The 26,097-nt window shown below is 50.2% G+C and carries 24 protein-coding genes; 14 read left to right on the forward strand and 10 right to left on the reverse strand.

The genetic code is table 11. From position 1 onward, the window contains the following. The first annotated feature begins 272 nt into the window (after window positions 1–272). The 5 genes from NOC_RS00670 to NOC_RS00685 all read left to right on the forward strand — a co-directional run bounded on the left by NOC_RS00670 (window position 273) and on the right by NOC_RS00685 (window position 3,206). Window positions 273–1,052: an acetoin reductase gene (locus NOC_RS00670; protein ID WP_002813592.1), complete on the forward strand. Its 780-nt coding sequence runs from the start codon at window positions 273–275 to the stop codon at window positions 1,050–1,052. Window positions 1,053–1,127: 75 nt separating this feature from the next. After that, window positions 1,128–1,700, forward strand: coding sequence for an NADPH-dependent FMN reductase (locus NOC_RS00675; protein ID WP_002814184.1), 573 nt, complete (start codon window positions 1,128–1,130; stop codon window positions 1,698–1,700). Window positions 1,701–1,920: 220 nt separating this feature from the next. Further along, window positions 1,921–2,241, forward strand: coding sequence for a hypothetical protein (locus NOC_RS18020; protein ID WP_166485259.1), 321 nt, complete (start codon window positions 1,921–1,923; stop codon window positions 2,239–2,241). 130 nt (window positions 2,242–2,371) lie between these two features. Next, on the forward strand, window positions 2,372–2,569 hold the full coding sequence (locus NOC_RS00680; protein WP_002812157.1) for a DUF2283 domain-containing protein: 198 nt from the start codon (window positions 2,372–2,374) through the stop codon (window positions 2,567–2,569). 82 nt (window positions 2,570–2,651) lie between these two features. Continuing rightward, window positions 2,652–3,206 carry a VOC family protein gene (locus NOC_RS00685; RefSeq protein WP_011330230.1) on the forward strand — a complete coding sequence of 185 codons (555 nt, stop codon included), beginning with the start codon at window positions 2,652–2,654 and terminating at the stop codon, window positions 3,204–3,206. Here the strand turns inward: NOC_RS00685 and NOC_RS18520 are convergent. After that, on the reverse strand, window positions 3,203–3,376 hold the full coding sequence (locus NOC_RS18520) for an IS630 transposase-related protein (RefSeq protein ID WP_081430991.1): 174 nt from the start codon (window positions 3,374–3,376) through the stop codon (window positions 3,203–3,205). The genes NOC_RS00685 and NOC_RS18520 overlap by 4 nt on opposite strands. A gap of 336 nt (window positions 3,377–3,712) precedes the next feature. Here NOC_RS18520 and NOC_RS00690 point away from each other — a divergent pair, with 336 nt between their 5' ends. The 4 genes from NOC_RS00690 to NOC_RS00705 all read left to right on the forward strand — a co-directional run bounded on the left by NOC_RS00690 (window position 3,713) and on the right by NOC_RS00705 (window position 9,227). Further along, a complete protein-coding gene (locus NOC_RS00690) occupies window positions 3,713–4,423 on the forward strand; it encodes a DUF4912 domain-containing protein (RefSeq protein ID WP_002812065.1) in 711 nt (236 codons plus the stop codon). Window positions 4,424–4,427: 4 nt separating this feature from the next. Beyond that, entirely contained in the window at window positions 4,428–6,029 is a 1,602-nt protein-coding gene (locus NOC_RS00695; RefSeq protein WP_002813810.1) for a glycoside hydrolase family 57 protein, read from the forward strand. A 62-nt stretch (window positions 6,030–6,091) separates the two neighbouring features. Then, the gene (locus NOC_RS00700; protein WP_011330231.1) at window positions 6,092–7,555 is read left to right on the forward strand and encodes a glycogen synthase; all 1,464 of its coding nucleotides are present in this window, start codon (window positions 6,092–6,094) and stop codon (window positions 7,553–7,555) included. Window positions 7,556–7,571: 16 nt separating this feature from the next. After that, complete coding sequence (locus NOC_RS00705) at window positions 7,572–9,227, forward strand: FMN-binding glutamate synthase family protein (protein WP_011330232.1); 1,656 nt, start codon at window positions 7,572–7,574, stop codon at window positions 9,225–9,227. 253 nt (window positions 9,228–9,480) lie between these two features. On the opposite strand, the gene NOC_RS00710 is transcribed toward NOC_RS00705, so the two are convergent. The 6 genes from NOC_RS00710 to NOC_RS00735 form a co-directional block, all read right to left on the reverse strand. Next, complete coding sequence (locus NOC_RS00710) at window positions 9,481–10,110, reverse strand: CBS domain-containing protein (RefSeq protein WP_002812514.1); 630 nt, start codon at window positions 10,108–10,110, stop codon at window positions 9,481–9,483. Between the two features lie 236 nt (window positions 10,111–10,346). Then, the gene (locus tag NOC_RS00715; protein ID WP_002813583.1) at window positions 10,347–10,889 is read right to left on the reverse strand and encodes a DUF3579 domain-containing protein; all 543 of its coding nucleotides are present in this window, start codon (window positions 10,887–10,889) and stop codon (window positions 10,347–10,349) included. A 355-nt stretch (window positions 10,890–11,244) separates the two neighbouring features. After that, window positions 11,245–12,315, reverse strand: a complete 1,071-nt coding sequence (locus NOC_RS00720) for a metal-dependent hydrolase (protein ID WP_002812881.1) — start codon at window positions 12,313–12,315, stop codon at window positions 11,245–11,247. Between the two features lie 111 nt (window positions 12,316–12,426). Continuing rightward, window positions 12,427–13,281, reverse strand: a complete 855-nt coding sequence (locus NOC_RS00725; RefSeq protein WP_002814132.1) for a hypothetical protein — start codon at window positions 13,279–13,281, stop codon at window positions 12,427–12,429. A 114-nt stretch (window positions 13,282–13,395) separates the two neighbouring features. Further along, window positions 13,396–13,950, reverse strand: coding sequence for a DUF924 family protein (locus NOC_RS00730; RefSeq protein WP_002812165.1), 555 nt, complete (start codon window positions 13,948–13,950; stop codon window positions 13,396–13,398). 124 nt (window positions 13,951–14,074) lie between these two features. Then, window positions 14,075–15,001: a complex I NDUFA9 subunit family protein gene (locus tag NOC_RS00735; protein WP_002813609.1), complete on the reverse strand. Its 927-nt coding sequence runs from the start codon at window positions 14,999–15,001 to the stop codon at window positions 14,075–14,077. A 42-nt stretch (window positions 15,002–15,043) separates the two neighbouring features. On the opposite strand from NOC_RS00735, the gene NOC_RS00740 reads away from it, so the two are divergent. Then, complete coding sequence (locus NOC_RS00740) at window positions 15,044–15,958, forward strand: mechanosensitive ion channel family protein (RefSeq protein ID WP_002813281.1); 915 nt, start codon at window positions 15,044–15,046, stop codon at window positions 15,956–15,958. Between the two features lie 210 nt (window positions 15,959–16,168). Here the strand turns inward: NOC_RS00740 and NOC_RS00745 are convergent, their stop codons facing one another. Together NOC_RS00745 and NOC_RS00750 are read right to left on the reverse strand one after the other, a co-directional pair. Beyond that, a complete protein-coding gene (locus tag NOC_RS00745; protein ID WP_172633709.1) occupies window positions 16,169–17,071 on the reverse strand; it encodes a formate/nitrite transporter family protein in 903 nt (300 codons plus the stop codon). 543 nt (window positions 17,072–17,614) lie between these two features. After that, window positions 17,615–18,130, reverse strand: coding sequence for a hypothetical protein (locus tag NOC_RS00750; RefSeq protein WP_002814199.1), 516 nt, complete (start codon window positions 18,128–18,130; stop codon window positions 17,615–17,617). 271 nt (window positions 18,131–18,401) lie between these two features. Between NOC_RS00750 and NOC_RS17175 the strand changes: the two genes are divergently transcribed. Genes NOC_RS17175 through lpdA form a run of 4 tightly spaced genes read left to right on the forward strand, consistent with a single transcriptional unit; the run spans window position 18,402 to window position 24,211 of the window. Then, window positions 18,402–18,581, forward strand: coding sequence for a hypothetical protein (locus NOC_RS17175; protein WP_036498626.1), 180 nt, complete (start codon window positions 18,402–18,404; stop codon window positions 18,579–18,581). Between the two features lie 20 nt (window positions 18,582–18,601). After that, the gene (locus NOC_RS00755) at window positions 18,602–21,424 is read left to right on the forward strand and encodes a 2-oxoglutarate dehydrogenase E1 component (RefSeq protein ID WP_002812689.1); all 2,823 of its coding nucleotides are present in this window, start codon (window positions 18,602–18,604) and stop codon (window positions 21,422–21,424) included. A gap of 15 nt (window positions 21,425–21,439) precedes the next feature. After that, window positions 21,440–22,747, forward strand: a complete 1,308-nt coding sequence (gene odhB, locus NOC_RS00760; RefSeq protein ID WP_011330234.1) for a 2-oxoglutarate dehydrogenase complex dihydrolipoyllysine-residue succinyltransferase — start codon at window positions 21,440–21,442, stop codon at window positions 22,745–22,747. Between the two features lie 21 nt (window positions 22,748–22,768). Next, the gene (gene lpdA, locus NOC_RS00765) at window positions 22,769–24,211 is read left to right on the forward strand and encodes a dihydrolipoyl dehydrogenase (protein ID WP_002812835.1); all 1,443 of its coding nucleotides are present in this window, start codon (window positions 22,769–22,771) and stop codon (window positions 24,209–24,211) included. A gap of 356 nt (window positions 24,212–24,567) precedes the next feature. Here lpdA and NOC_RS00770 read toward each other — a convergent pair whose 3' ends face one another. Then, entirely contained in the window at window positions 24,568–26,019 is a 1,452-nt protein-coding gene (locus NOC_RS00770; RefSeq protein WP_011330235.1) for a cytochrome-c peroxidase, read from the reverse strand. Window positions 26,020–26,097: the final 78 nt, after the last annotated feature.

Genomic DNA, 26,097 nt, shown 5'->3' on the forward strand with positions numbered 1-26,097 from the left:
CCTGCAACTGCTTGATTGGACCGGCCGGGCGGTGCATGAGGACAGGCACGGTGCGCGATTCCCGCCGATGTGCAGCCGAACGCTTGCAGGCGATGGGACAGCTATTTTGGTCTATACTCAGAATGTAGGCAAACCGCATAGGTAGCTGTTCTAACTCAGCGCCTCTCCGTGCGGGGTGCCGCTCAACTCCCCGATTAGGCGGCTGCGCGGAGCTTGAACCCAAAATTCCTGAATAGCTTATCGTAGTATTGTGAGAGTAAAAGGAGATTGACATGAGCATTAACGGAAAAGTCGCCCTGATCACAGGCGCAGGACAGGGCATCGGACGGGCGATTGCGTTACGTCTGGCCAACGACGGCGCGGACATCGCCATCGTAGATCTTAACGAAGAGAAAATGGGAGCTGTCGCCGACGAAGTGCGGGCGGCGGGTCGCAAGGCCACCACATTCAAAGCCGATGTATCAAAGCGGAATGAGGTTTACGCCGCCGTTGACCACGCTGAAAAGGAACTTGGCGGCTTCGACATCATCGTTAACAATGCGGGTATCGCTACTATCCAATCCATCGCCGAGGTCACGCCCGAAGAAGTCGAAAAAATCTTCAAGGTCAATATTGAGGGCGTTTTGTGGGGCATTCAGGCCGCAGGCGCGAAGTTCAAGGAGCGCGAACAGAAAGGTAAAATCATCAACGCAGCATCCATCGCGGGCCATGAAAGCATGCCTCTGCTGGGCGTTTATTCGGCGACTAAGTTCGCCGTTCGTGCCCTGACGCAGGCGGCGGCCAAAGAGTTTGCGAGCGATGGGATCACAGTCAATGCTTACTGTCCCGGCATAGTCGGCACCGACATGTGGGTCGAAATCGATCGGCGCATGGCAGAAATCACGGGAGCCAAAATCGGTGAAAACTATGACAGATACGTCGGCGACATTGCTCTTGGTCGGGCGCAGACGCCCGAAGATGTGGCATCTTTCGTTTCCTATCTGGCGGGGCCGGATTCGGATTACATGACTGGACAAGCTCCCTTGATTGACGGTGGCCTTGTTTATCGTTGAGTTTGAATGCCGCGTTCTGCAAAGCAAGAACGTTCGTCGAACCTAAAATAAAAATTTTTTAACGAGAAAATTTATATGATTAAAATTGCGGTTATTATCGGTAGCACCCGTCCGAAGCGTGTGGGCGAATCCGTCGCGCGCTGGGTTTATGACATCGCCGTGCAGCGCAGCGATGCCGAGTTCGAGCTGGTTGATCTCAAGGAGTTCGACCTGCCGCTGCTCGATGAGCCAGTGCCGCCTTCGATGGGGCAGTACTCCCAGCCGCACACTAAAGCATGGGCGGCCAAAGTCGCGTCCTTCGATGCCTATGTTTTCGTGACGCCCGAATACAATCACGGTACACCGGGCGCACTCAAAAATGCGCTTGATTTTGTCTATGCCGAGTGGAACAACAAAGCAGCAGGTTTCGTGAGTTACGGCAGCGCCGGGGGTGCGCGAGCAGTGGAACAACTCAGGTTGGTAGCAAGCGAATTGCAAATGGCTCACGTCCGCAATCAAGTGATGTTCTCGTTTTTCACCGACTTCCAAAACATGAGCGAGTTCACGCCGCACGAGCGTCATCAAAAATCGGTTGATGATATGCTGGATCAACTCATTGCTTGGGGTGGCGTGTTGAAAACCCTCCGTGAAAACGCAAAGGCTAAGTGATGTTTCTTCATAATTCCGACTAACTAAAGTCCCGGCCCGATTGACACTGGGATGAAAATTGCTCACGCGCATTTAAAAGTCGCCACTTTGTAACGCGCGCTGGATTTCTACTGCGGAGTACTTAGCTTAGAGTTGACTCAACGCTTCGGATCACAAGCGGCATTTGTTTTGGCGGGCGGCTATCATCATCATATCGAGCTGAACACATGGGAAAGCGCGGGTGGCTTGCTGCCGTCTGCTGGCACCCCTGGACCTTTTATCAGTTGGCGATTTTATATCCGACGCCTGGCGTGCTGCTGGCGAATGTTCGGCGCCGCGTACTGGTAGCTGGATTCAACTGAATGGTGTCGGCGGTCACGGCGTTAGCGAAGCCTTATATCTGAACGGCCCCCTCCGTGCGGGGTGTCGCTCAACGTTGACCCGTTATGCCGACAAGGAACATGGCAGTGAAGGCGATGAAATACTTCCAGGCAATTCGGGTCATACCGGATCGAGCGATCATCAAGGGCGAATGGATTCAACATGTAGTCCGGTTTCCTGAAAGAGAGCACTGACAGCCGAATAAAGCGATAGGCTAGAATTGAAGAAACGGAAAACCGATACTTGCGGGTAATCTTATTGCCGGCTGGCGAAACCATACATAACGCATTTTTTGATAGAGGGTACGAGGCATGAAAGTCATCTATTTCGAAGACACTGACACGCTGTACATTAAGGTTCGCGGCAGTGATATCGCTGAGTCTAAAGACCTAGATGAGAACACTATTTTCGATATGGAAGCCAACGGTAACGTCCGCACTATCACGTTCGAGCATGCAAGCCAGCGCACCAATGTAAGCCGTTTGATTGTCGAAGGCATTGCGGCATAGCAATCCCATCAAGCTGATTGGGCTACGCTGTGCTCCGTCCAAAGGCTTAGCGGTTGTTAGGCATATACAGGTAGGTGGCAGTATGAGATTTAAAGGCGTTCACCACATTGAGTTTTCAGTGCTTAATTACGAGGAGTCGATCCGATTCTTCGATCAGATGTTCGGCTGGCTTGGATACAGGAGTTTTTGGACATTAGATATCGGTTATAGGTCGACCTATTACATGGCCCGCTTCCCTTTCTTTCACAGTTACATTGGTATCCAACCGGCTAAAACGGGGAATAAGCTGGTGCATGTTGATCGTACCACTGGAGTACATCATATCGCGTTGTGGGCCAGGAACAGGAAGGAGGTCGATGACTTCCACATGGAGTTTCTGCTGAAAAATAACATCGCTGTCACTAACCCGCCGAGCGAGTATCCAACTTATACTCCTGGTTACTATGCTGTGTTTTTTAATGACCCGATTACCGGAATTCACTTTGAGTTGAGCCACACGCCGATGCTACCTTCTCTGTCCAGCTATCTCGCGTGGATTCGGGCGCTAAAAAATATTTGGCGCAAGCACCCTGAATGGAAGGCGCCACCTTGGAAGGAATCGATGCGCAAGTTACCGTCAAGGCATGAGCAAGCCTAACAAAAAGTAGCCTTATCAATTTTGCACGTCCGCTTTTGATGTATTTTGGTCCGGAAGTTTTCCACCTTAAGCCAGTGGTAGAGGGTTTCGCGTGATACGTTAAATATTCGTGCGGCCTTTGTCTTACTGCCGCTATTATTTAGGTACGAGATTGCCGCTCTATGACGGATGGGGTGAAAATCCTACTGTCCCGGTTCATTTAGCTTAAAGAGAGGAAGTCGTATTTTATTGTCCTTAGTATTTGAATTCGGCGTGCCTAACAACGCGCCAACCGGACAGGTACTTCCTTTGCGCCGCGCCGGTTAGGTTGCTCAATACAATTTTTACCTGCTTTTCCTGTTATTATTTCCATAGCTATCTTCTTTACTTTAGCAGGGATTATTTTACTGCTTATCTTTTAAATTATTTATAATACTAGCAGCTGAAGGTAAACTATTATTTCTTATGCCAAAATTTAATATTCCCATGTCTCTTCCCATTCTGGCTAGCACCTTTAAACGATAGTAATGAAGAAGACCCGCCTCCCGCTCCAGCGGAAAGCCCAGCTGCACCCATCCAAGGAAGAAAAGACGCCGTTATCTCAGCAAGAGCTGCTCCGGATCAGCCAAGAAACAAGAGATTGCTTTCTTCCACCAGCCTCCCCAGATAAAACCCAGTTAGGGTTGATGGTCGTAAACCCCTATCGTGTTTACGCTTATTGGTCAATTCTGAACCAAGATCTTATCCGCGCCCATAAAAAACTCGGGATAAAGAAATCCGCTCAATGGGCGCTGCGGTTTTATGACTTTACTGCCGGGAAGCTTGCTATTAGCTCCAGTTTTGAAGTGGCTATCCCGAGGAAAGCCCATCATTGGTATATAGATCTTTGGGCTGACAATAAACATTATATGGCAGAGCTTGGATTAGCGGATTCTGAAGACCAATTTGTTGCCTTGGCACGCTCTAATATGATAGAAACTCCCCGTGCTGGTTCTGCCGATCCTACCGCCCCGGTGATTTTCACGGGCCACGACCTTCAACCTTTCCATCCCGCTAAAACTTTTCCCCTAGAATTTTCTGTTTCTCCAGAGGAGCGGGCTGTTCGAAGCCAGGAACTTACCGCCAGCTATTTTTCCTTTCTAGCGGAATCGTCACAAATTCAGCCTAAGGAAAATATGCTTTCCAAGCCTAAATCGCTCTCCCAATGGTCCGCAAGCTTGCCCAAGAGGCGGTACTAGCTCCATGGCCAGCGGTTATCTAAGCCTTATCCTACATGCCCATTTGCCTTATGTGCGGCATCCTGAACAGGAGGAAGCGTTAGAGGAACGGTGGCTGTTTGAAGCCATGACTGAATGTTACCTTCCCCTCCTGACCACTTTTGAACGGCTAACGAATGAGGGAATTCCGTTTTACCTGACACTCTCCTTATCCCCAACCTTGCTCTCCATGCTTCAAGACCCCCTATTGCTGCAGCGCTATGGACTTCACATGGAGAAGCTTATTTCCCTAGCCGAGAAAGAAATCCGATATACCCGGGGCAATACTGATCTTAACCGGCTGGCGCGCCTTTACCGGCGCTGGTTTTTGCAGACACTTTCAGACTTTGAGGAGCGTTATCAGCGCCAATTGGTGCCGGCTTTTGCCCGTCTCCAGCAAGAAGGGGTCCTTGAGATTATTACTTGTGCCGCTACCCATGGCTTTTTACCCTTGCTACAACCGGAGCCCACGGCTGTCTACGCTCAGCTCCAGGTTGCCGCTGATTACTACCGGCAATGTTTTGGCATTGCTCCTAAAGGCATTTGGCTGCCCGAGTGCGCTTATTACCCAGGGCTTGAAAAGGTATTAAAAGCAGTAGGTTTCCGTTATTTTTTCATTGAAACTGAAGCCCTTCTCCATGCCAGCACTCGGCCTCGCTATGACCATTTCGCTCCCGTTGCCTGCCCGAATGGGGTGGCTGCCTTTGGGCGGGAGCCAGCACTTTCGCGGCAAGTTTGGAGCGCCGAGGAAGGCTATCCTGGCGACGGTGATTACCGGGAATTCTATCGGGATGTGGGCTTTGAACGAGAACTGAGTTACCTTCAACCTTATCTTCCTGATGGCCGAATCCGGGTCGATACCGGCATGAAATATTATCGGGTAACCGATAAAACTGAGTATAAAGCTCCCTATCAACCTGCTAAGGCCCAGGCTAGGGTTGCTTGCCATGCCGGTCACTTTTACCACCATTGCCTGCAACAGATAACAGGCGCCAACAGGATGGACCGGCCACCGCTCCTGGTTGCCCCTTACGATGCCGAATTGTTTGGTCATTGGTGGTTTGAAGGCCCCCAATGGCTCGAGCAGTTACTACGCCGGATCGGGACAGGGGAGGGAGCAATTCAAACCATCACCCCTTCCCAGTATTTGACTCAACACCCTGTGCTCCAGCAAGCGACACCGAACCTATCCAGCTGGGGCGATAGGGGCTATTATGATTTTTGGCTCAATGAAAAAACTGACTGGATATACCCCCTGTTGCACCGGGCCGCGCGGCGCATGAAGGAGCTTACGATAGCTTATGGCCACGAGTCTAAGGGAACCCTTGCCGGCCGTGCCCTGGGACAGGCCGCTCGCTCACTGCTATTGGCCCAGGCTTCGGATTGGCCTTTTATCCTTCAAAATGGAACGACGGTGGAGTACGCCACTCGCCAGCTACAGGATCATTTGTCCCGCTTTCATTATTTAGAAATGGTTTTGGAAAGGAAAAGCTTTGATGAGCGCCGGCTACAGGCTTTGGAGGCCCTTGATAATATCTTCCCGGAACTTGATTACCGCGTTTACAAACACCCCTATAGGGAACGATAAATAGGCGGTTCAGTCTATCGCGATATTTAACCTAACTACATGAATGAGGGAGAAGCTACACGATGTATATCGTTATGATCACGCCCGAGTGCGCTCCAATAGCAAAGGTGGGTGGTCTAGGAGATGTCGTTCAAGGGCTTTCTAATGAGCTTTCGATACGGGGCAATACCGTTGAGCTTATTCTCCCTAAATACGATTGTATGCGCTACGAGCGCATCTGGGGTTTGGAGAAAACCCATAATAATTTATGGGTGCCTTACCATGACCAGTGGATCCCTTGCGATGTGTATTTTGGTTTTGCGGAGGGGCTGAAATGCTTTTTCATTGAGCCCCATAATGGCTTTTTCCAGCGGGGGACCTATTACGGTCAGCCCGATGATCCCCAGCGCTTCGCCTTTTTCTGCAAGGCGGCGCTAGAATTCATGCTCAGGAGCAACAAATATCCGGAGATTATCCACTGCCACGACTGGCAAACGGGCCTTGTGCCGGTATTACTCTTCGAGCAGTATAAATATCTGGGGATGACTCACCCACGAGTCTGCTACACTTTGCATAATATGCGGCACCAGGGGGTGACCGGTGGTCATATCCTCCAGCAGGTAGGATTAGATCCCGCAGCTTATATGACACCAGAACGGTTACTCGACCATACTTACCCCCATGGGGTCAACCTGATGAAAGGAGGAATCGTCTTTTCCAATTTCATTACCACCGTTTCACCTCGCTACCTGGATGAAATCCGCTACACGGACCAGGGCTATGGTTTGCAACACACTCTTCATGAGCATAGTCAAAAACTAGGTGGGATCCTCAATGGTGTGGATTATAAGGTGTGGAATCCTGACATCGATCCCTACATTGCAGCTCGCTATAATCTGAAAACCCTGGACAAAAAATACGAGAATAAAACCGCCCTGCGCCATCGCTTATGGCTACGGGATGAATATAAACCCATTGTGGGTGTTATTAGCCGTCTCGATCCGCAAAAAGGGGTCGAGCTTATCCGCCATGCCCTCTTCTATTGTCTTGCTAATGGCTGCCAGTTCGTTTTGCTGGGCGCTAGCGCCAGTAACAGTATCAATGCCGATTTCTGGTACCTCAAGCAATATCTGAATGATGACCCCGATTGTCACCTGGAAATTGGCTATGATGAAGATTTGGCCCACCAGATCTACGCAGGCGCCGATATGCTCATCGTTCCTAGTATTTATGAACCTTGTGGCCTCACCCAAATGATTGCCATGAAATACGGTACGGTCCCCATAGTGCGCCATGTGGGAGGGCTGGCGGATACGGTATTCGATGCTAATTACGCTCATAAACCGTACCATGAGCGCAACGGTTTTGTCTTCCACGACTTTAACCATGAAGGGATAGAAGCTGCCCTCCATCGAGCTATTGGACTATGGTATGAATATCCCCAATATTTCCGGGAACTGATGGAAAACGGAATGCGTTATGATTTTTCCTGGAATCATCCAGGACAACATTACCTCAATATTTACCACCATATCCAAGAAATATAAGAGTTTTACAGTTAAGGTGTCTTCCCTAAAACTCTCTGTTAAGCGCTTTAATTCCGATGTGCTGAAACGAGCCATCGTGCCAATTATGGCTGGGGGACTCTCGCTAATTTTCCTCTCCCTGGTAACGGTGAGTCCTTGGTGGCTGCTAGGACTTACCGTGACCCTGCCGCTAGTGGCGCTCGGCGTCTATGATTGGGTGCAGCAATGTTGGACCCTGACACGCAACTATCCAGCTGCTGCCCGCATCCGCTGGCTCTTCTACGACCTTCGGCCCTATCTGCGTGCCTATATCGTTGAGGACGATTTAGAAGGCAAGCCATTTAGCTTTGATGCCCGTAACCTGGTTTACGCCCGCGCCCGAGGTAAGACCGATACTCACCCCTTTGGGACAGAGCGCGATCTGGCCTCTGATGAATATGAATGGCTGTGTCATTCCATGGCACCGGCTGAAAATCCAGAAAAAAACCCACGTGTCTCCATTGGCAGCGCCCAATGCGAGCAGCCCTATAACGCCTCACTCCTCAATATTTCGGCCATGAGTTTCGGCTCCCTCTCGGCCAGGGCGGTAGAAGCACTGAACAAGGGAGCACGGCTTGGCGGGTTTTATCATGACACGGGCGAAGGAGGTATTAGCCCCTATCATCTAAAGTGGGGTGGGGATCTGGTTTGGGAAATCGGTTCAGGCTATTTCGGTTGCCGGGATGATAAAGGAAATTTTGACCCAGGCTTGTTTCATGAAAGCGCTACGCGCAATGAAGTCAAGATGATTGAAATCAAACTCAGTCAAGGCGCGAAACCTGGCTATGGCGGGCTCTTGCCAGCTGCTAAGGTAACCGAGGAAATTGCGTGGGTACGTAAGGTTCCCAAGGGGCAAGACTGTCTCTCGCCTCGGAGCCATTCGGCCTTTTCTACTCCCTTGGAGATGTTGGAGTTCGCAGCTAGGATGCGGCAGCTTTCTGGCGGCAAACCGGTAGGCATCAAGCTTTGCGTTGGACAAGTTCATGAAGTGCTGGCGATTATGAAAGCAATGCTCAAGACCGGTATCCATTTGGACTTTATCGTGGTCGACGGGGGCGAGGGGGGCACAGGGGCGGCACCGGTGGAGCTATCGGACTACGTGGGAATGCCCCTAACCGAAGGGCTGATGGTAGTTCGCAACGCCCTAGTTGGCACCGGACTGCGGGATAAGGTGCGGCTTGGAGCCAGCGGCAAAGTCTATTCAGGCGCTGGCATGGCCCGCAATTTCGCCATCGGCGCGGATTGGTGTAACGCAGCACGGGCTTTTATGTTTTCCATTGGCTGCATTCAGGCCCAGCGCTGCCATTTGGGCACATGCCCAACCGGCGTTACCACGCAAGATCCTGGCCGCCAGCGGGGCCTGGTAGTGGATGTGCAGGCTAAAAGGGCAGCGCGGTTTCACCAACAAACCCTTACTGCGCTTGGCCATATCGTCGCCGCGGCGGGTCTGGCTCATCCTCGCGATCTGCAGCCTTATCATCTTATTCGCCGAGTTGGCACAGCCGAGGCTAAACTCTTTGACCGAATTTATCCCTTCCTGCCGGAAAACGCCCTACTTGAGGGGGCCGAAGATACTCCCTACAGCGAATGGTGGCAGGCTGCTAATCCTGCCAGTTTTCGGCCGCGTATTGACTTGGCCGCTGCACGAATCTAAGTCCCAAAAGAGAGAGCAATTTATGGTGAAAAATCCATCGTAAGCAATCTGGTTACGGTATTGTGGGTGATACCATCAACCACTTTACCGATGATGGGACAAGTATCCCCTGAAGAGAGAAGAGGTCAATTAGAAAAGGCTTTTACTTCGAGCAAGTGCGGCCGCCTACCGTCATGGCCGCACAGGCAGCTTTGTGGTGTGCGGATTAGAGACAGCAGGCGGCCTAGAAGATGCGATAGGACAAACTTGTCCCCTAACTAACAACAGCACTACTCATCCCCATCTCTCCATGAATAAGCCATGCTTCCATCTCGGCAAAACTCTGCACTCGGCCCGTGGCTTGAATTTCCATGCCCAATTGCTTGCCAATCTGAGTAATGGAAAAGATGCCGCGAACAAGGGGTCCTGTTGTCTCGGTACTTCGATCCAGCACGAGCGCATGTTGCCGTCGTGCCTCCCGTAGTACTTCCACCACATCGCCAACGCTGGCCTGGTAAACGTCTTCCATATCTAGGGCCTCGAGCTGGTTGCGCGGTGTCATGACATGGGCTACCTGAATCTCACTATGGGGTATATGTTCCTGTGAAATAAGCCTGATTGGCTTTTCACCTAGGATATCATGGGCCGTAATAGCACCAATAACTGCGCCGTCGGAGGCGGTAACAAGTAAAAGACGCACTCCCTCGCTTATCATTTTCTGCAATGCGGAATCAATGCTGAGATCGGAGGATACCGTGACTGCCTTGACCCGGCGCAGATCGGTCATAACATCGATAGCTGGACTAGCCATCGTGACTTTTTCCGGTAGGTTCTGCAAAAATTGGAACACCTGGGTGTTCTTGGGAAGCGAATGAGTCGCGAGTTTGAAATAGCCATTATCCATTAGATGATTACCTCATAGAAAAAATGATACAACGCGAACACACCATAACGGCCCCCTTTCCGGGATAATCACGTATTCCCCCTGGATCGAGGAAAACTAAGGAAAGCGGGTAAAAAACTCTACTTTTCATTTGTCCACTGTGCCCTAGCCCTGTCGCACCGGCTCCAAACGCTAATGCATGACGCTTGAAGTCAAGCCCCTTAGCAATTAGCTACTCCGGTACACTGGCATCGCCCTCAGACGGCGGTAAGCAGGTTACCGTTCTGATCTCGCATCACCAGCTTGTTATCCTTGGCAAAGCCGATCAGAAAATCGAAAAGCATTGGGTTTTCCAATTGCAACTCCGCATCCACCATTACGCACTTTATTCCCTGGGGTGACACCCCCATGTTAAGATGCGGGTTAAATATAGCAGTATGATTGGAGCTGTAGCTGGCTCCCGTGTAATATAGACGCTCGGCCCAATTACTAGGGCGAAATCTTTCATCCCTAGCAGTAATACCGTAGATAAAGACTCTTTTGACGCCAAGAGATTCGGCGTCGATGGCATTACTATCGACTTCATCCGGTGCGGATGCGCCGTTAACGACAAATCGCACCTGTTGCCCCCGGAGCTTTTCGCCCAGATAATAGGACTCCTTAGCTTTAGGGATCTGACTATCAGCGGAGGGCGTTCCAATAGCTCCAGCCCCCGCTCCCAATGCGGCCATGAAGAACCATGAAATTAACCGCTTGAATTTCCGGATGATCCCGTTTCCAGTTTTTTGTATGGAATTCATAGTGCAACCTCCTAAAGCAATGACGGTTTGTTGCTTTTGATCATCGTAAAAGAATTTTATGCAAGTTATGTGCTATAGCTCTTTAAGCTATGGTTAACTTACTCAATAACTGGAAGAAATAAAGCGATCAACCCGCCGGCAGGGAACGAATATTGAGAGAAAAGGGTGATTCCCCCCACTCCAGTGGGGGGATTTCAACAGTAGGGGGATTTCAACTAGCAATATAGGCGCATGAGTAGATTGGCAACAGCGCTGATAAATTCAGAATCAATTCTACTGTGTTGTTAAGGGGAAGGTTTGAGCATCACCAAAAGGGTTAAAGCTATTGGGGTGCGCCGCTTGGAATCAACGATTTTTAATCGGGGCGGCATCTGAGCTGGGCGGAAGCATCACTGTTGGAATCTGGCGAAGGAGAGGCTGCCTGCTCAAGGGGGCGCCCCAGTAGCATATCCAAAAAGGCGCGCCGGGTGACTTTGTCCAAATGGCGGAAAGTACGAAAGCGAACATGCTGATTCTGCCGTGCAAGATCCAACTCGATGCCCCATAAAGGGATGAGCTGAGTAGGTAACATAGCATAGCGGATATCGCCAAGTATACAAGGTTGATTTGGATACTGGATTATGTATCCATCCGAGAAATCCGTGAATCGATCAATATCCTGAGCCAGGACTGATCCGGTTTTAAGTCCATCCAGCCTTTCCGGGGAAAAATGTTCAATGGAGCTGCCAGGATAAATGCGTGGCTCGCTAAAGACGCCAGCGCGTACCGCATTTACATAAAACCGTCCATTGGTTTCGTAAATGGTACGCCACAAAATAATATTACCTAAGGTTGGTTTGGCTTCTAGCCGTTCTATCCGCTGACCCTGGCTTTCGGCAAAGGTCGTTATAAAATTTTCTACCCGCTCCCGTTGTGCAAGACCAACCAACAGATAAAGAACGGCAATGCCTAGTCCTAGACGGGCCGGCAACGGCGTAGATTTGAGCAGGCCCCACCCCAAAGCGATAATCAGCACTCCAGAAAATAAGGGATCGACGACGGCAATTAAATTCCAAGCAATTCGCGCCTCCGACACCGGCCAGAAGAGCTGTGTGCCATAGCTGGTACAGGCATCCAACAAACCGCTGGGCAAATAACCGAGTACAGCAAGAGGATATAACTGCCCAAAATTGATGCGCCGCCGCAGAAATGGCCAGAGCAGTACTGTAGCGACCAATCCTCCAATAGGGACAAATAGGAGAGAATGGGTGAACTGCCGATGGTATTCAAGGACGAGGAGGGGATCATCTGGAGAGCGGATAAAGATATCCGCATCAGCCAACAATCCAGCTATAAATCCCACTGCGGCAGCCAAACGCGCCTGGGATGGGCGGGCAGCCGATTGGGCGACTACCGCACCTAGCAAACCTTGAGTCACAATATCCACTAGGTAAACCGATCTTGCCCGGAGGAGGCAGTGTAGAGAAACCTAGGAGAATACTTGCTGGAATAAGCAACTGCTGCGGTTAACATTTTATGGCTTTGGCGGATTTTTGGATTATGGCCATATTGCTGGCACCAGGACAGGAATGTAGTCTTGCTGTAGGTAAGGGGCAAAAAGCAAGCGAGGAACAACCTGCGGATAAAAATATTGCTGCCAAAAAGCCGTATGCACCCGTTGGAAGCCCCTAACAACAGCTGGCGCAACTCCTAAGGCAACCGCATCGACTAGGCAGTACCAGGCGGCAACACCGCTAGGGGGATTCCCCTGGGGAAGCTGCAGTACGGGATCAATAGGCACCCATCGCCAAGTACCACAGGAAACGCCAATGAGTTCCAGCCAGGTAGTTACAAAAAAGGCGCCAAGGTAAACGCCCGGCGAGCGTCCGAATAGGACGAACAGGACAAATACAATAAATAATAATGCGCCCACCATATCTCCCTGGGGAGCGATGGTTACGCCCCAAAGGGACCAAAGCCCGCCAGCCGTTAGCACTGTCGCGGTAATAACTTTAAGGTTTTGCTTGAAAAGTTCCGAGCGAGCTAGGGCCACAGCGGTCAGATAGACCATGCCATGACCTGGCGGAACATAGGCGGGAACATTATGAAAACGGTAAATATAGCCTTCCATATAAGGAGAGGCAAAATGCTCGCCTATGGTAGCAAACGCCACCGCAACGAGTACCTGGGCGCGGACTAGACCACTTTCTCCACGAAGCAGCGCGAATAGGAATACCCAGGCGCAAACGCCCAGAAAATTCTGAAAGGTTAAAGTAGCATCCGCATCCAGATATAGGCACAGGGCAATGGATGCAAAGACGATCAACGCAATTCCATAATTACGAAAATCCCTATTCGCCGTTCCAAGGGGTACCTTCCCAAGCAAGCCCAGGCGAACGCTCTCTTCCCTCATGATGATCTCCGACTTTCTTAGCAAATTTTTTGCTTGTTTTTTAACATCAAGCCATTGTAGGAGATGGGGTATAAAGGGGCAAGCTTGATTACGCCGATAAGCGAAGCGATCAGATCAAAAAGAAGAATCAGCTTTCTTTAGAAAGGCGATCTCTGCTGGAGTAGATGGTCGCTCTAATATTTGGTTTCGATGGGGATAACGACCAAACCGAGTAATAATTGCTTGATGCTTTATCTCACAATCATACTGGGACTCTAATCCCGGCTCAGCAAATAATTTTATCCCAATCTGGTGAATTTTTAGGGATTCACTGTGCATAAAAGGCATATAAAGAAATATCTTATGCTCCGAATTGAGCATTTTACCGACATTTTTATCAATGGCTTCCTGAGACAGAATTAGCGCGGCCGTATCATAAGCAAAGGACAAGGGGTGATTGCGATATATATTTCGTGAGAATTGATCTAAAATAATGATTTCAGCTAACCTGCCAAAAGGCTCTCTCCTCCACTCGTAGAGTTCGCCCTGCACCGCCGCTCTATGATGGGCTTTGAAACGTTCCTTGATAAGTTGGTCAAAGTGGGGGATTTTTTTCCACCAAGACTCAGGCTTAATCTCTTTAAACCAAAAATCTATAATCTGCTGATGATGCATGCTATTAAGTAGCATTAATTTCAAAGCTTATTTGAAAATAGCGCTCAGCAATTATTAAGTTTAATTCCATAAAGTAATGCCTTTATCAAGAATTGCAATGCAAAATCTGGCTCTGGTTTTTTAAATTTTCTTCAACTCATTAACAGGAAAGTTCATCCAGGCAAGCGGACAGCATTTGTTCAAGGGAGCAGGGTTCAATGCCTAGATCATTAAAGGTGCTGGCCTTGGCGTTAGCCACATTATCTGTTTCCATGAGTATGACCTGATCTAAGGTCAGGGGGGCATTAGGCAGGAGGGAGGCTATCCTGGCAAGTAGCCTCCAGACGACAAAAGGCACCGGCAACAGTAGTCGGCGACGACTGAGGTGAGTCAGCACTTGTTCTATGATATCTCGGTAGCGATAGGCGCGGGCTCCACCCAGTTCGAAAGTTTTTCCACTCGCCTCAGGCATTTCCAGAACCTGAAGCACCGCCCTGGCCACATCCTCCACATAGACGGGTTGCAGTCGAGTAGAACCTTGACCAAAGAGGGGTACCACGGGCAGCCGAGTCACTGTTTTCAGGGAATTTAGAAACGCATCATTGGGGCCAAACATCACACTAGGCCGCAGTATGGTAGCGTTTGGAAAAATCTCCCGAACCCGTTGCTCGCCGTAGGCGCGGGCGCGCGCATATTTCGAGGCTGACGCCGGATCTACCCCAATCCCCGAGATATGGATAAGCCTGCGGATACCGGCTTCCCCGGCTCGCCGCGCGACGCGCTCCGCTCCTTCTTCGTGGATAGCCCTAAAAGTCGCTTGCCCCTGTTCCACATAGAGTCCGACGGCATTCACCACGCCAGTGGCGCCCTTGAGCGCTTCAGCAACGGAATCCTCATCGCGGACATCCGCCCTTTGGAGTGCAATCTGGCCGCGGGCTCCGGCAAGATTTGGAGCACGGGGATGGCGGGCCACAATCCGTACCCTCATCCCCGACTCAACAAGGCGGTGGACAATAGCGCGGCCTAAAAAACCGGTGCCGCCAAAGACAGTGATTAAGTTAGGTAATGGAGAGATTATCTTAACCATACTCTATAATAAATAAGTCCTGAAGCACTGCCGGAGCATACTGTGCCTAATACTACTCAAAACGCGCCCACGAATGTGGAAGAGATTGCCACTTCTATGCAAGATACCGTGCTGGGAATCTGGGCCGACTTTGTGAATCATAGCCCTTTTCTGGTGATGGGAGCATTGATTTTATTATTCACGTGGGGAATATCCGCACTTGCTGCCCGGCTGATGGATGCTTCTTTGCGCCATTCCAAAATGCGGGGGTCGCTGCGCGAATTGTTTGTTCGGCTCCTGAGCATTGGTATTTGGATCACTGGAATTTTGCTTGCCGCTATGGTGACATTCCCTGGTTTGACACCAGCGCGGGCCTTGAGCGCCATGGGTATTGTGTCCATTGCCGTGGGTTTTGCTTTTAAAGATATTTTCGAGAATTTTTTTGCTGGAATTCTGTTACTTTGGCGTTTTCCTTTTGAAAAAGGGGATTTTATTGAATGTGAAGGAATTAGCGGGCAGGTGGAGCATATTTCTGTACGGCAAACCTTAATCCGTCAGACTTCCGGCGAACTGGTTATTGCCCCCAACTCTTTTCTATTTCTCAATCCTACCAAAGTGCTGACCAATTTACCCCGGCGACGAATAACGATTATTACCGGAATAGCCTATGGCGAAAATGTAACTGAGGCGGTCCGTGTAATTGAGCACGCCGTAGATGAATGCAGGACGGTCCACAAAGACCGGCCTCTAGAGATTTTCCCCCAGGCCTTTGGGGCCAGCAGTATTGATATTGAGGTGACTTGGTGGGCCGATCCTACGCCGGTGGATGTCCGCCGCTCACGAGGCGAGGTGGTCACGGCCATCAAAGGAGCTCTGGACGAGGCCGGAATTGAGATTCCTTTCCCCTATCGCACCTTAACCTTTAAACATCCCTTGGAGACCGTATCATTGGAGAAAAGTGAGGGAGAAATTAGTTAACCTGGTATGCGGCAGGCGAAATTACTTAATGCTACCTTAAAAAACCAGGATGGATAAGTATTCAACCTGAAATCCAAATTTCTGCGGATATATTCTTCAAGCTCAATAAAATCCTGGCGAATAAGTCCGCTGCCCCGCCCCAAAGGAAAGGGCAGCAAACAATTTATTTCGCGTCAAAAGAGTGCATGACATCCCTGTCTTGGGCTCCTTTTACGGGTTGATGCTATGAGTGTAATACCAAAGAGTGGCATTAAAAATCAAGGCACCCAGGATATTACCAAGCGTTACCGGGATTTGATTCCACATCCACCAGTCGTAAAGGGTAACCTCCGCACCAGCAAGTATTCCCACAGGGAAAACAAACATATTGACCACGGTATGCTCAAACCCCAGGGCAAAGAAGGTAGCGAGGGGAAACCACATCAGCATCACCTTTCCTGGAACGCTGCGGGCAGCCTTGGCAAAGACGGGCGCTAGGCTGACCAACCAGTTACAGAGAATCCCCATTCCCACCGCAGCTAGCCATCCGATAGCTCCATAGTCCACATAAGAGGCCTTTTTTTCAGCCAAATGGGCTAAGGTAGTCAGTACCCCTGGGGGAGCAGCAGCTCCCCCTTTAGTAAGAGAGAACCAAAGCAGCCATGCAAAGAAAAGTCCCCCGAGGAGGTTTCCAAGCAAAGTCCAACTCCAATTACGCACAACCCGCCATGCTTTAACGCGGCCGGCGTACATACCGATAGGCATGACTGAAAAACTTCCGGTCGCCATTTCAAAACCCAGGGTTGCAAGCATAATATAACCAACCGGAAAAATAAGGCCGGCGGCGGCGCTCGACCACCCCTGAGCTACAAGCAAGGCTGAAAGCGCGGTTGCATAGGCCAAAAAGGGAGTGCATAGAAACCCCCGTATGAGAATATTGGAGGTAGTGAATTTATCCTTTTTAACGGCATCTTCGGCAATATCACGCCCCATCTGGGCGGGGGGCACGGCATCAAGCACCGTAAAGTCGCTAGATTTTGCCGGGACTGGGTTCCCTGCAATAGTAGACCCCCCAGCCACTGGATGGTTGACTGGGGGGGCCTCTTGGGGGATTGGTTTATCTGTTTCACTCATAGTGTGACTAGCCTTCATTATTATTAAAAATTTCGTTGTTGAAGCTTACTGCTCAGAGGGCAGATCTTCTTATGTACACATGCTTGGCCTATTTTTAAAGTTTAAAATATCACTTAAAATTAAGGGAGAGGACAGCGTAAGGAAATGCCCCAAGAATAAGTCTTTAACCAAAAACAAAGTTTAGGTAGAAAAACTAAAGCCTTGCCACCTTCTCCTGCTACCAGTAGCAAATTTCCAATAGAGATAAAATATCCACCTAATATTTTTGTGGTTATTTTGACTCAAGCTAATGTTTGCGGCAAGCAATGACGCTGAACTGGTGTTGAGAAGAATCACTCTTTTACTCGCCTTCCGGATACTTGAATGCCCGTTTTGAATGTCATCTAGCGCAACAGGCTGAACTAATTATTCTATAGCGGTTCCTATTTAGTCAGCATCTGAAGGAAGAAAATTCCAAAGCAACATGTTGACGGGGGTGCCTCCTGGGAGGCACCCCCGTCCTTGTCCATATTTTACTTTAACTTAAAGGCGGAAAGGATGGTTTCAATCGGGAGAGCCGTCTTTTATAGTTCCGACTCGCACTCGGTCTACCGTCCACCACCAGTGGGTTATCTCGTAACTCTTGTCCGCATCAAAGCTAATCTTTGCTGTTTCTCCATCTTTGACCGTACCTTTTTCAAGCGTAATTTCCGATCTGGTACCTGCTGTCGTGCTTTTGTCCTCTGTTACCGCTTTTCCAAAGGGTCCTTTCTTTTGTGTCTTAATTTCATCGACACTAAAAATTACATGAAGATCATTAACATCTACTCCTTCCTCATTCTTAAATTTGAAGTCTTCCCAATGATCAGTGACCTCAGCCGTTTCCAAATTAAACCCGTTTATTTCATACAATTCATTTAACTCAGGGTCATATGATTGAATCTGAGGGATTGCTGCAAGCTGAGGGGTTTCCCTGAAGATATAGGGCTCCTGAGCCCAAGCGTTAAAAGCGGGTAAGCTGAAAAATCCCAGGATAATTGCAGCTACACTCATTGCGTAATGTTTATGATTTTTAAACATCGTATTTCTCCTAAATAGCTTTAATTAGAATGAATATGCACACCTTTTATAGGTTGTACCTGTTTAAATACGATGCGAGGGGATAGCTTGGATTAGGACAAATCACCCAATTAAGATGTGGATAAATTCCTTGTAAATTTTTAATTTTTGTGATAATCGATGAGGGCAAAGCAGATCCAAGGGGATAATCAAAACTAGCTTATTTCTATTTCCCCTAATATGGAGCACGCTATAGGGTGTTTACCCTGGAATTAGGGCTAGCCAAATAGCCATGACTGCCATTACCATCACGGTAAGAAATAAAAAAAGCGCCGTTAAGGAAAAACTGGTTATAGGGATAATGAAAGTAATAGTGGGAAAAGCAGATAAAAATTGTGCGAGCACAGAGGCTTATCATTTTCCACGAGCCCCTCTCAGCAGCGCCGGTTGGGCCTTTGGAAGTCAAGAATGAGAACTGAGTAACGTTGAGTCATGGATGCTACTGTCAAAAAACAAGCAAGCCCTTCCCCATTAAATGCTGCCAATGCCTCTTATTTGGAGGCGCTGTACGAAAAATTTTTAAAAGATCCTAATACCGTACCCGCCCATTGGCGAATTTGGTTCAAGCGTCTCCAGGCAGGTGTTCCGGAGCAGGCCGCTCCTGAATTTCCTGCCCGCTCTCCAGGGCCAGCGGTGCAGCCATCAGCACCGTCAGCAGTGATGACCGAGGGGTTAACGGCGGAGGCGGCTGAAAAACAAATCGCAGTGCTTCAACTCATCAATGCCTACCGTTTCCGGGGCCATCAAAAGGCCAATATCGACCCCTTGCGCATTTATGATCGTCCGGTGGTTTCCGATCTTGATCCTGTCTTCCATGGTTTGACGGAAGAAGATATGGGCAAAGTCTTCAGTACAGGATCGCTGATTGGGATCGATCAGGCTCCTCTGGAAGAAATTTTCGCCTTAATAAAGAAGATCTATTGCCATACCATTGGCGCTGAGTATATGCACATCACTGAGACCGCCGAGAAACGCTGGATTCAAAGTTATCTGGAGGGAGCCCAGGACGATCCGGGCCCGTCTGTAGAATTACAGCGCCATATTCTGGAGCGGCTTACAGCGGCTGAGGGGCTGGAGCGCTATTTACACACCAATTACGTGGGTCAGAAACGTTTTTCCCTGGAGGGGGGAGATAGTTTGATACCCCTTCTGGATAATTTGATCCTTTATGCAGGTAGTAAGGGGGTGGGGGAAATCGTCATTGGCATGGCTCACCGGGGACGGTTGAATGTGCTGGTGAATACTTTGGGTAAACTACCCCGTGATTTATTCATGGAGTTTGAGGGCCAACATGAAACGGACAACAAACGCTCGGGAGACGTCAAGTATCATTTAGGATTCTCGGCGGACGGGGATACCCCAGGTGGGCCGGTACATATTACCCTGGCGTTTAACCCCTCCCATTTAGAAATTATTGACCCGGTAGTGGAAGGTTCGGTGCGGGCCCGCCAGCAACGGCGCAAGGATTGGTTAGGCGATGAGGTGATACCGGTGCTTATTCACGGAGATTCCGCCTTTGCCGGTCAAGGTGTGGTCATGGAAACCTTTAACATGTCCCAATCCCGGGGATTTTTCACCGGTGGCACCCTCCATATCGTGATCAACAACCAGATTGGTTTTACCACCAGCAACCCCCTGGATACCCGTTCCACAGTTTACTGCACGGATGTGGCTAAGATGGTACAAGCCCCAATTTTTCATGTGAATGGGGATGATCCCGAAGCGGTTATCTTTGTTACCCGCTTAGCGCTTGATTACCGCATGACCTTTAAAAAAGATGTGGTGATCGATCTGGTGTGCTATCGGCGTCAAGGGCATAACGAAGCGGATGAGCCGGCGGTCACCCAGCCGCTTATGTACCAGAAAATCCGCTCCCATCCTACGGTTCGCCATCTTTATGCTGAGCGATTGGCAGCGCAAAATATCATTGCATCCGAGGAGGCGGATCGCATGATGAACAATTATCGGCAAACCCTAGAGCAAGGGACCAATGTGGCGCCTTATGCGGAAGAAGGCGCCCGTTCTTCAAGGGTGAACTGGAAGCCTTTTTTGGGAACCCAATGGGATCAGCCGGTAGAAACCGAAGTGCCTTTGCCGCGGCTCCAAGAGCTTGCGGCCCATATCCAACAGCTTCCCAAAGGGTTTGAGCTTCACTCCCGGGTAGGTCATATTTTGGCCGATCGCCGTAAAATGGCTGCGGGGGCCTTGCCTATCGATTGGGGATTTGCGGAGACTCTGGCCTACGCTACTTTGTTAAATGAGGGGTTCTCGGTCCGGCTCACGGGTCAAGACAGTGGCCGCGGCACTTTTTTCCATCGCCATGCCGTGCTTTATAATCAGAAAGACGGCCAGGTCTATGTCCCCTTGGAGCAGGTAAACCCCGTGCAAACGGATTTTAGTATTATTGACTCCCTCCTCTCGGAAGAAGCGGTATTGGCCTTTGAATATGGGTACGCCGCCACGGAGCCCAATACCTTAGTGATCTGGGAGGCGCAGTTTGGGGATTTTGTCAATGGTGCTCAAGTTGTCATTGACCAGTTTCTTGCTTCCGGGGAAGCAAAATGGTCCCGCTTGTGCGGGTTGGTACTGTTTCTTCCCCATGGCTATGAAGGCCAGGGGCCGGAACATTCTTCGGCCCGGTTAGAGCGTTTTCTACAGCTTTGTGCGGAAGATAATATCCAGGTCTGCGTACCGACCACACCGGGGCAAATGTTTCATATGCTACGGCGGCAAATGCTGCGGCCTTACCGCAAACCTCTCGTTGTGATGACGCCAAAGAGTTTATTGCGCCACCGGCTTTCGGTCTCATCCTTGGATGAGTTCTGCAGCGGCGCTTTTCGGTTAGTGATCGGTGAAGTAGATGATATTAAGCCTGCCATGGTGAATCGCGTTATTCTGTGTGCTGGCAAAGTATACTATGATTTGCTGCAAGCTCGGCGGGAGCAGAAACGGCAAGATGTGGCCATTCTCCGTTTGGAACAGCTCTATCCGTTTCCCCAGCAGCAATTAGAGAGAGAGCTTGAACGTTACCGCAAGGCCAGGGAGATTGTCTGGTGTCAAGAAGAACCTCAAAACCAAGGAGCATGGGATCAACTTCATCGTCCTTTGCAAGGATGTTTGAGTCGAAACCAGTCCTTGCATTACACAGGCCGGGCCTCGTCGGCGGCACCCGCGGTGGGTTACTTTAACTTGCATCTTGAACAGCAGCGTGCGGTGGTAGAAGAGGCTTTTGGTTCGATGAAAGAGAGCCAGTAAAAGGAGAGCATATTCATGGGGACAGAGGTGCGCGTACCCAGATTACCCGAATCGGTGACTGAAGCAGTCGTAGGGGATTGGCATAAAAAGCCTGGTGACCGCGTCCAGCGGGATGAAACTTTGCTGGACCTTGAGACCGACAAAGTAGTGCTGGATGTCCCTTCTCCCGGCGCTGGAGTTTTGCGGGAAGTAAAAAAGGAGAAGGGCGCTACCGTAGGCAGCGAAGAGGTGCTTGGAATAATTGAGGCCGCCGGGGAAGCGGAGGAAGAAACTGCACAGGAATCTTCCCCGAAGTCGACGCCTTCCAAGCAAGCCCCGGAGAGTAAAACGCAGGCTACGGAAAAAAAGAAAACAAGGGCTGATTCCCCAGAGACGGCGTTCCCTTCTAAAGAGACTGAGGCGGAGAAAATGCCGCCCTTAAGCCCTGCGGTTCGCCGCTTGGTTAGGGAGCATCAGCTCGATCCGCGGGGGATTCCTGCCACCGGTAGAGATGGCCGTTTGACTAAGGCCGATGTGGTTCAGTTTCTCCAAGCGGAAGAAGAGCAAGAGCCGGCGGCTACGCCTCCCCCCACCGAACCCGAGGCACCCGAGACAAAACCGGCTCCAGCACCGAGAGAAGAAGGTTATGGCGTTCGGCGAGAGGCCATGAGCCGGTTGCGGCAACGGATTGCCGAGCGGATGCTGGAATCTCAGCAGACTACGGCTACCTTGTCTACCTTTAACGAGGTGAACATGCAAGGGATAATGGAACTGCGCCACCGTTATCGGGATGCTTTTGAAGAGCGGTATGGGGTACGACTGGGTTTTATGTCCTTTTTTATTAAGGCCTGTATCGAAGCTTTCAAACGTTACCCCGTAGTGAACGCCGCTGTCCAGGACGATGATATTTTATATTACCATTATTACCATATCGGTATTGCGGTGGCGACGCCCCGCGGTTTAGTGGTTCCCGTGCTGCGGGATGCGGATCAGCTCAGTTTCGCTGATATCGAACTCCAAATCATGGATTTTGCCGAGCGGGCGCGCAGTGGACGGCTCACGATTGAGGAGTTGAGCGGTGGCACTTTCACCATTACTAATGGTGGGGTATTTGGTTCCCTGCTCTCCACTCCTATCCTGAACCCGCCCCAAAGCGCTATTCTTGGGATGCACAAGATTGAAGATCGGCCAGTAGCGGAAAATGGCGAGGTTAAAATCCGTCCGATGATGTACGTGGCGCTCTCCTATGATCATCGCCTTATTGATGGCAAGGGAGCCGTTCAATTTTTAGTGGCAGTCAAAGAGGCTCTAGAAGATCCTGTGCGGTTATTGCTTGAGGTGTGATGGGTATAGGACGTTTATCTTATGTCTGAACGCTACGATGTTGTGATCATTGGCGCTGGGCCGGCTGGTTATACGGCGGCTATCCGGTGCGCTCAGCTTGGTTTGCAGACTGCTTGTATCGACAAGTGGATCGCTGCCGATGGCAGACCTGCTTTAGGAGGCACCTGTCTTAATGCAGGCTGCATCTCTTCCAAAGCCTTGCTGGACTCCTCGGAACTTTATCAACGGGCGCAAAAGGAGTTTGCCGAACATGGAATCAAGGTCGAGCAAGCCGGTGTGGATGTGACGGCGATGCAGGCCCGCAAGGACCGTCTGGTGCATCGTCTCACAGCAAATATCGCTGCGCTATTCGAGGACCGCCAGATCAAATGGCTTCCGGGGCATGGGCGGTTATTGGAAGATAATCGGGTGGAATTCACGCCCCATGGATTAGATCGTCCGGAGATACTGGCGGCGAAGAGCGTTGTTTTAGCCAGTGGTTCCCAGCCTATGGAACTAGGCGCGGCGCCCATTGATGGAGAGCGGGTGGTGGATTCCACGGGGGCCTTGTCATTCCAGGAAGTTCCTCAGCGTTTGGGAATTATTGGTGCTGGAGTCATTGGGGTAGAGCTAGGCAGTGTCTGGACCCGTCTAGGGGCAAAAGTGACTTTGCTTGAAGCTCAGGATACTCTTTTGCCAATGGCGGATATCACCATTTCCCAAGAAGCTTATAAGCAATTTAAAGACCAAGGGCTGGATATCCGTTTAGGTGCCCGCGTCGTTTCCACCCGCGTTAGCTCGAAGCAAGTGACTGTATGCTATCGGATCGGCGAAAAGGAGTATGAACTTGAGGTGGATAAGCTGGTCGTCGCCGTAGGGCGGCAGCCTTGTTTGGATAACCTTTTTGCCCTGGAAGCGGGTCTGTTATTGGATGAAAGGGGTTTCATCCATGTAGATGAGTATGGTACCACGAATCTCCCTGGGGTCTATGCGGTAGGAGATGTAGTGCGGGGTCCCATGCTAGCCCACAAGGGTTCCCAGGAAGGAATCGCGGTGGCAGAGACTATCGCCGAGGGTAAAAAAACCGCGGTGAAACGGAATAGCATCCCCTGGGTGATCTACACAGAGCCTGAAATCGCCTGGGCGGGACGTACCGAACAAGCTTTACGAGATGCCGATATTGATGTGCGCGTAGGCACCTTCTATTTTGCCGACTCTGCCCGTGCTAACGTAATGAGCGGCAGCAAAGGCTTGGTCAAAATAATAGCGGATGCCATGACCGATCAGATTCTAGGGGTCCACATTATTGGACCTTGGGCCTCGGAGCTGATTGCCGAAGCTGTGTTGGCCATGGAATTTGCTGCTAGCAGCGAAGATTTAGCGCGGACCATTCATGCCTATCCCAGCCTGGCGGAAGCATTACACGAAGCAGCCTTAGATGTGGATAATCGCGCCATTCATAAGATAGGGCGGAAAAAAGAATAAGCTCTTTGAGCAGGAGATATCTCCTGCTCAAAGAAATACAAGTTACCCCTTGGGGCAGGAAGCATGCTATATTTTTTGAAGGTTATTTGTTAAATATCTTTCATTGAAGGAGTGCATGGACGCATGACGCCCCTAGCGTTCGATGCGCCATTTTACCATGAATTGGCGCTAGTATGCGCTTGCTCACGGAACCTAGGGTCGGGAGCACCCGATGTGAAAGCGCGAGGAGCAGTTAACCAACGGAGGTCAAGGAAACCCCTTCGCCGAAGGCTGCGAGGAACCGCGAATTCTCTAGGCTGATAAAGTTTTGTAGGAACAAAATAATTGCTATTAGTCATGGCGAAACTCCAGTGGAATTACTCCACAAGCGTCAGATTGCTAGGTACTCTGTCTGGAATATCACCGCGCAAATCGAGACTGATAGGATCCGTTAAAGCATGAAGGAATGCCAGCAGATGCTTTACCTCATCATCGCTTAACTCCCTTGTGGGGAGTGTGTTAGCAGCAGCAATCAGGTTAACCTTAGCGCTATCGTTTTGTACTAGGCAATCGAAAAAATCTAAATCCTCACGATAAGGTAGTTGGGCCTCCCTTAGGCATGAGTAAGTGAGAAGGGAACTCACTGGATCTAGGTGATGGCGAACCACAGCTTCCAAGGTATTGTAGGTGCCATCATGCCCCCAGGGGCCTGTAAGCGCCACATTTCGAAGCGGGGGGGTGCGAAACTTATAGCGATCAGCGGGATCGTGAGTAACCCGCTCCCGTCCAAAATCCTCATGACCTTCAGCGCCATCTCCTTTGCCCGGACCAATCTGGGGCATTGCAATGGCATGATATTGCATATCGGTTTGAAAAACTCCGCTGTGGCATTGAGAGCAACCTGCCTTCCCATAGAAGAGGCTCATTCCTTGAATGGATTCTCTGCTCATTGCCTCTTTATCGCCGCGCAGGTAGCGATCAAAAGGGCTATGATCCGCTCGCCATGCCGCTGCCTCAAAAGCCGCAATAGCGTTGGCGGCATGAGCATAGGTAATTTGCTCAGGGGTCAGGGCAAAAGCTTGGTTAAACAGTTGAGCATACTCTTCGTTAGCTTTTAACCGATTCGCGAGCTGTTCCCAAACACCCCCGGGTCCTGCTAAATTGCCAGCTTCTGCCGCATCGGCAATAGGATTTTCCCCTGGTTGCCCTGCCATTTCTGAATTGGAAGTGACTGGAAACATAGCTTGAGCAGCCAACACATTTTCTAGAACTCCAATAGGTAACTCATCCCCTGCCGGGGTATTGAACCCGCTGGGTGCTAAGGAATCTACTTCTGCCCGGCCATCGTAAAACATCACGGTCATGTGTTTGGCGCCTACATTAAAAAGCGGAGGTGCATTCCGGGGAACGCGCTCGTAAATAGCCTCATTCCCGAAACCCGTATTTCGGGTAATTCCTAGTCCTCGTCCCCCTTCCCCCACGGACAAGGAAAGACCATCGCCGGTAGCAGCCAAGGGGTGATGGCAGGTGGCGCAGGAGATATTTTGATTGCCGCTTAAGATCTTGTCGAAAAAAAGGAATTTACCTAACTGGAACTTCGCAGGATCAGGCCTACCATGATCGTAAAAATCAGAGTCAGTCGCAGGGAGAGGCAAACGATAATTAGCACCAGAGTAGGCTAGGTTATTTGCTGACAAATATGAAAATAAGGTTAAATGGCCGTGAGAATTGGGGCCGTTTGTAGGGATAGATGGCTCCTGATTGGCCACTGCATAGAGGGGTATACCTGCTAATAATAAGCAGAAAGGCAAGATAGTTTTCTTTCGCATGGTATTTCTTCCGTAGCTAAATTCTTTCTCTAGAAAATAACTTCTTAGACGGTCACTTCTAGGATAAGGATAGGATAG

Origin of the sequence: Nitrosococcus oceani ATCC 19707 (assembly GCF_000012805.1) — a bacterium.
GTDB classification, from domain to species: Bacteria; Pseudomonadota; Gammaproteobacteria; order Nitrosococcales; family Nitrosococcaceae; genus Nitrosococcus; species Nitrosococcus oceani.